Raw genomic sequence first — 4,961 nt, forward strand, 5'->3', positions numbered from 1 at the left:
GGCGTCGAGCGCGTCCCGGGCGTCGGCGACCATCAGCCAGGCGAAGTTCGGCGCGCAGAAGTACGTCGGCAGGCGCAGCTCGGCGCGTACCCCTCCACCGGGTTTGATCTTCAATGACGCCACGAAGCCCAGGTCGGTGATCGGCCGGTCGAGCTCGGGGTCGAACACGCCCCCGAGCGCCGACCAGCACGCGTCGTGCAGGCTCATGCCGTCGCCGCTTCCGGCTCGGGCGCGGAACCCACCGCCACCGACTCCGGCTCGTCGGCGATCTGGAACTCGCCCGGCACCTTGATGTCGTAGAGGCGGGCGGCGTTCAGGCCGAGGATCTTCTTCTTCTGGTTGACGCTGACAGTGCCGTACTCGCCCTGCATGTCCTCCGGGATCTGCATGTCGACGAAGCGCTCCACCAGCCACTTCGGCTGCCAGATCGCGTAGTCGCTGCCGAACAGGATGCGGTCCTCGCCGATCCAGTACAGCAGCTCGCCGATGATCTGCGCGAAGTAGCGCGGCCGGCTGTGGATGAACGGCATCGCGACGGCCAGGCCGCCGTACACGTTGGGTTCCTGGGTGGCGATCCAGCAGAAGTCCTCCAGCCGCGGCAGGCCCACGTGCTCGACGATGAACCGCAGCTCGGGGAACGCCGTCGCGGCGTCGTCGACGTCGGCCACGTCGAAGGCGTCCCGGTTCATCGGGTAGACCGTCGGGCCCTTGTGCACGTGGATGTTGCGGATGCCGAGCTGCTGGCACTTCTCCAGATAGCGGTACGCCCACGGGTCGCTGAGCTTCCAGCCCTTCGAGTCGCCCTTCCACTCGGCCGTGTAGACCTTGACGCCCTTGAGGTGCCAGCGCTCGTGCAGCCGCTCGAGGGTCTCCAGGCCCTGCTCCCCGTCGCGCGGGTCGAACCGGCCGTTCACGATGAACCGGCCCGGGTGCCGCTCGGCCATCTCACCGTTCTGCTCGGTCGTGTTGAAGCCGTTCACGTACCAGTCCGTCAGGTACGTGGACTGCAGGATCGCCAGATCGTCGTAGCCGACCTCGAACAGGTCGTGGATCATCCGCTCCTCGGGGTAGCGCTCGAACTCCTCGAGGGTCCACTTGTACTCAGCCGGCGACAGGTTGGCGTGGTAGTCGTAGAAGCACTTGATGAAGCCCTCGCCGTACCGGTTGATCTGGTTCGCGGGGCTGCCGTCCCAGAAGTGGGTGTGGCCGTCGACGATGAAGTAGCTGTTGCCGTCCTTGCGGTACATGGCTCTGCCCCCTATGGCACGAGAATCCCGCGGCCCTGGAGCCGGCCGGCCTCCAGGTCGTCCATCGCTTCGTTGACCGCGCTCAGGGAGTAGGTCTTCGTGTGCAGCGTGACCTTGCCCTGGGCGGCGAGCGTCATCAGTTCGGCCAGGTCGTTGTAGGACCCGACGAGGTTGCCGATGATGTTGCGTTCGGTGGAGATCAGGTCGATCGTCGGAATGTTGATCGTGCCGCCGTACCCGATCACGTAGTAGCTCCCGGCCCGCCTCGTCTTGGCGAGGCCCTGCTGCTCGGCGCCGGACTCGCCGACGAAGTCGAGCACCACGTGGGCCTCCTCCACGTCGTCCGCGCTCGCCACGGTGCGGTGGGCGCCGAGCTGTTCGGCGAGAGCGCGCGCCTTCTCGTTGGGGTCGACCACGACGACGGTGGTGGCGGTCATCGCGACCAGGCACTGGATGCCGATGTGGCCCAGTCCGCCCGCCCCGATCACGACGCACGTCGTTCCGGGATGGAGCAAGGGCACTGCTTTGCGTACGGCGTGGTAGGCGGTGAGTCCCGCGTCGGCGAGCGCGGCGACGTCCTTGGGTTCCAGGCCGGCGTCCAGCTTGACGACCGAACGGGCGGTGGTGAGCAGCAGCTCGGCCATGCCGCCGTCGGTGTCGATGCCGGGGAACCGGGAGTTCTCGCAGTGCACGTCGTCACCGGACCGGCAGGGCCGGCACAGCCCGCAGGTGACCAGCGGATGCAGGATGACGGCGTCGCCGGGCGCGACGTTGGTGACGGCGCTGCCGACCGCGCGCACCCAGCCGGCGTTCTCGTGCCCGATCACGTAGGGCAGCTGCACGCCGGACTTCTCGGCCCACTGCCCTTCGACGATGTGCAGGTCGGTGCGGCAGAGCCCGGCGGCGCCGACCTCGACGAGTACGTCGAGCGGGCCGGAGACTTCGGGTTCGGGTATCTCATCGACGGAGGGGCGCTTGCCGTAGGAGTGGACGCGGACAGCTTTCATCGGTGAAGGCTCCTTCGCTCGGTCCCTGATCAGGGACTCTGCGGGCGGGAACCCGCCACACCCAAGCAGTCGTTCAGATCCTGATAACGAGATTCAGCGCGAGGCCCGGATGATGCACTTTTCACGTATTGACACCGCGCCCGGCGCGAGGAGAGGCAGAATGGCTACGCACTGGACCCTGGGTTGTGACGCGGCGGATCCGCAACGGCTGGCCGCCTTCTGGGCGGACGCTCTCGGATATGTGGCCGAGGCCGGCTACGACGAACCCGACGGCGCGTCGATCGTCGACCCGGAGGGACGCGGCCCGGCGATCGGCTTCCTGCGGGTGCCGGAGGGAAAGACGGCGAAGAACCGGATGCACATCGACATCCGCGTGGCCGGCGAGCCGCCGTGGGATCCGGCCGAGCGCGGGCGCCTGATTCGCGCCAAGGCCGCCGACCTGGCGGGCCGCGGCGCGACGGTGGTGCGCGAGCAGCGCTACGGCGACGAGCTCGACCACATCACGATGCTCGACCCGGAGGGCAACGAGTTCTGCGTCGCCTAGGGACGTCTCAACACGTCGAGTTTTGAAGCCGCTTCGGCCGATCACTCACCCTGCCTGTTCCCCTCGGCTGCCACCGGGCGGCACAGCGCCGGGTTCTGCAGCTCGTAGCACGGCCGGTTGCCGTGCGTGCGCAGGATGTCGGCGCCCACCTGGTTGGTCAGGTAGCGCAGGAAGCTCGCCGCCAGCGACGTCGCGGCCGGGTCGCCCGACGTGTACGCGAACTCCGTCTCCCAGAACGGGTACGCGCCGCTGTCCGCCGACTCCGCCGTGGCCTTGTGCCCGCCGATGCTCACCTTCGTGACGTCCGGCCGGCGGCCCGCCGCGCCCAGCTCGCTGTAGCCCAGGCCGCCGGGCGTGTCCGCCACCGACCGCAGCACGTCCGTCGTGCTGCGCCGCTCGCAGCGCACCACGCCCGGCCTCGTTCCGGCGGCGAGCGCCAGGCAGTCGTCGGAGTTCGTGCCGGCCTCCCGTACGCCGTCGAGCACCTGCTTCTGGAAGGTGATCCTCGTGCCCGACTGCGGGTTGCGGCTGATCAGGCGGATCGGCACGTCCTTGCCGCCGATCTCTTTCCAGTTGCTGTACTTCCCCGCGTAGATGTCGCGGATCTCGCTGCGGTCCAGGTCGTTCACGCCGGCTCGCGGGTTCACCACGACCGTGAAGAGGAACAGCGCGAGCGGTCGCGCCACCAGCGAAGGATTGCCGCCCGGCTTCGGGCCGTCGGAGAAGGCGACCGTGTCCGGCGACGGCGACTGGTGCAGGGTGCGGATGCCGTCGCCGCTGCCGTTGAGGTCGAGGGTGAAACGGGCACCCGAGCAGGTCTTCGCGTACGTGTCAGCGGCCTCGCGCAGCACCGGCTCGGCCGCGGTGGACCCCACCAGGGTCAACCGGCCGCCGGCGCAGTCCAGCGGCGCGCTGGTGTTGCTGCGCAGGAAGACGACGAGCTGGCCGACCGACAGGACCATGAGGAACGCGATGAGGGCGATGACCGACTTGCGCGTGCCGGTCCTCGACTGGGTCTCGTTGATCCGGCCACCGCCGACGCCGCCCTTGATGCCGCCGATCACCTCCGGGTCCTCGTAAACGCCGGGCTTGCCGACGTGGTCCGGGCCCTTCTCCAGCACGGCGAGGACCTTGTAGTGCTGGCCGCGGTTCAGCGGCGCCTTCGGCAGCTCGACCATGCCGTCCTGGACGGACAGTCCGGGCCCTTCCCGGAAGGACGAGTGCAGGAAGTCGTGGCTGAGCTCGGTGATGACCATGCCGGCCACCTTGCGGCCGGGGAACCGCACGCGGATGCCGACCGGGTCGTGGTCGCGGGTGGCGTAGTCACTGGTGTCCACGTTGGTCAGGCCGTTGTTCTCGATGCGCAGCAGGACCAGCGTCGGGTCGGCGAGCGGGCGGCCGTCCTGCTGCATCTGCTCGAGCGCGCCGGCGTAGTTGGTGTGCACCACATCGGTCGCGGTGGTGTCCATCTGCACGCGGTAGCCGAGGCGTTTGAGGCCCTTGAAGACGAACTCGTACAGCGCGGCGATCACGGGGACAACGACACCCAGCATCGCCAGCGCGACGCTCACCCAGACGTCCACCACGCCGAGGCTAGAACCGGTTCATCCATCGGTGCCAGGGCGGGAGCGACTGTTCGGCGAGCGTTAACCGAGCGGTCAACGGCATAATCGATCTCGTGGCGAACTGGGAGTACGCGCGTCTCGAGTACAAAGCGGCCGGCACGTTCGGGGCCGACAAGTTCATGGATTGGACGGCGACCTTCCACCACCCCGGCGGGGTGCTGCGCTGGGGCACCGACGAGCGCTTCGACGACCTGCGGCATCTGAACCGGGCCGGCGCCGCCGGCTGGCAGGCCTACGACCGCCACGCCATCCACGTGATCAACGAGCCGCACCGGCTGGCGTCGGTGACGTATTCGATGCGCCGCCGCGTCCCCACGCCCAGTCGGTAAGGCGACAGTATCTGCCGGCGCCGTGGCCCCTCTTCAGAAGTGGACGCGGCCGAGGGGGACGCGTCCCGCCGGCCCTGGTTCCCCATGCGGACAGCGCCGGCGTCTTTCCAGGCGCCCCGCCTGTGAAGGGTGGCCCGGGGGGGGGGGCCCGCCCCGGGCCACACCGGTGGAGGGTGTTTAGAACCGGTACAGCCCCCCGGTGTACAGGG

The 4,961-nt window shown here is 69.0% G+C and carries 6 protein-coding genes; 2 read left to right on the forward strand and 4 right to left on the reverse strand.

Going from position 1 to position 4,961, the window contains the following annotated elements; genetic code table 11:
* The 3 genes from AB0M20_RS27095 to AB0M20_RS27105 all read right to left on the reverse strand — a co-directional run.
* Positions 1-207 (reverse strand): iron-sulfur cluster assembly protein (locus tag AB0M20_RS27095; RefSeq protein ID WP_364302870.1); only part of this gene is annotated, 207 nt, incomplete at its 3' end.
* Positions 204-1,247, reverse strand: a complete 1,044-nt coding sequence (locus AB0M20_RS27100; RefSeq protein ID WP_364302871.1) for an amidohydrolase family protein — start codon at positions 1,245-1,247, stop codon at positions 204-206. The genes AB0M20_RS27100 and AB0M20_RS27095, both read right to left, overlap by 4 nt.
* Positions 1,248-1,258: 11 nt before the next feature.
* Positions 1,259-2,254 carry an NAD(P)-dependent alcohol dehydrogenase gene (locus AB0M20_RS27105; RefSeq protein WP_364302873.1) on the reverse strand — a complete coding sequence of 332 codons (996 nt, stop codon included), beginning with the start codon at positions 2,252-2,254 and terminating at the stop codon, positions 1,259-1,261.
* Between the two features lie 160 nt (positions 2,255-2,414).
* Between AB0M20_RS27105 and AB0M20_RS27110 the strand changes: the two genes are divergently transcribed.
* Positions 2,415-2,798, forward strand: a complete 384-nt coding sequence (locus AB0M20_RS27110; RefSeq protein WP_364302874.1) for a VOC family protein — start codon at positions 2,415-2,417, stop codon at positions 2,796-2,798.
* A gap of 41 nt (positions 2,799-2,839) precedes the next feature.
* On the opposite strand, the gene AB0M20_RS27115 is transcribed toward AB0M20_RS27110, so the two are convergent.
* A complete protein-coding gene (locus tag AB0M20_RS27115) occupies positions 2,840-4,381 on the reverse strand; it encodes a substrate-binding domain-containing protein (protein ID WP_364302875.1) in 1,542 nt (513 codons plus the stop codon).
* Between the two features lie 95 nt (positions 4,382-4,476).
* On the opposite strand from AB0M20_RS27115, the gene AB0M20_RS27120 reads away from it, so the two are divergent.
* Entirely contained in the window at positions 4,477-4,752 is a 276-nt protein-coding gene (locus tag AB0M20_RS27120; RefSeq protein ID WP_364302877.1) for a hypothetical protein, read from the forward strand.
* Positions 4,753-4,961: the final 209 nt, after the last annotated feature.

It is taken from the genome of Actinoplanes sp. NPDC051633, assembly GCF_040681735.1.
In the GTDB taxonomy this organism is placed as follows: domain Bacteria; phylum Actinomycetota; class Actinomycetes; order Mycobacteriales; family Micromonosporaceae; genus Actinoplanes.